Origin of the sequence: Erythrobacter sp. CCH5-A1 (assembly GCF_001557115.1) — a bacterium.
In the GTDB taxonomy this organism is placed as follows: Bacteria; Pseudomonadota; Alphaproteobacteria; order Sphingomonadales; family Sphingomonadaceae; genus Erythrobacter.
On record NZ_LSKQ01000289.1, the window covers coordinates 1 to 805 of the forward strand.

The 805-nt window shown below is 64.0% G+C and carries 1 protein-coding gene; it reads left to right on the forward strand.

Annotated features, from left to right (window positions below; translation table 11 throughout):
- On the forward strand, positions 1 to 703 hold a 703-nt coding region (gene istB / locus AX708_RS17810; protein ID WP_067490545.1), incomplete at its 5' end, for an IS21-like element helper ATPase IstB.
- Positions 704 to 805 lie beyond the last annotated feature (102 nt).

Sequence of the window (805 nt, forward strand, 5' to 3'; positions counted from 1 at the left end):
CCTGACCGCGCTCGCCGAGCATGAGATCGCCGAACGGGATCGGCGGCGGACCGAGCGGCATCTGGCCGAGGCCAAACTGCCCGCCGGAAAGACCCTCGACACCTTCGCGTTCGAGGCTGTGCCGATGGTATCGAAGGCCCAGGTCATGGCCATGTGCGCGGGTGATGGATGGCTCGAGCAGGGGGCCAACCTCATCCTCTTCGGCCCGCCCGGTGGCGGCAAGACCCATCTGGCCGCTGCCATCGGCCTTGCGCTGGTCGAGAATGGTTGGCGTGTCCTGTTCGCGCGCACTTCCGACCTCGTGCAGCGCCTCCAGGTCGCCCGGCGTGAACTGGCGCTCGAATCCGCGTTGGCAAAGCTCGACAAGTACCACCTGCTGGTCCTCGACGACTTCGCCTATGTCAGCCGCGATCAGGCCGAGACATCGGTCCTGTTCGAGCTGATCAGTGCCCGCTACGAACGCCGCTCGATGCTGATCACCGCCAACCAGCCCTTCGGCGAGTGGAACAGCATCTTCCCCGATCCGGCCATGACGCTCGCCGCAGTGGACCGACTGGTCCACCACGCAACGATCTTCGAGATGAACGTCGAAAGCTATCGGCGGCGAACCGCCGAAGCACGCCGGTCAGGCCCCGGCCGACCCGCCAACTTCACCACGCCCAAGGTCCTTGAAGCCGTCCGCGACAATCAGGACGACAAATAGACCTTGCCAGCGACAATCAACATGCCCACACAATGTCGCGCCGCGACAATCAACTTCTCATCCTGATCGTCGCGCAACTCTCACCTTGAATGTCGCGCTACA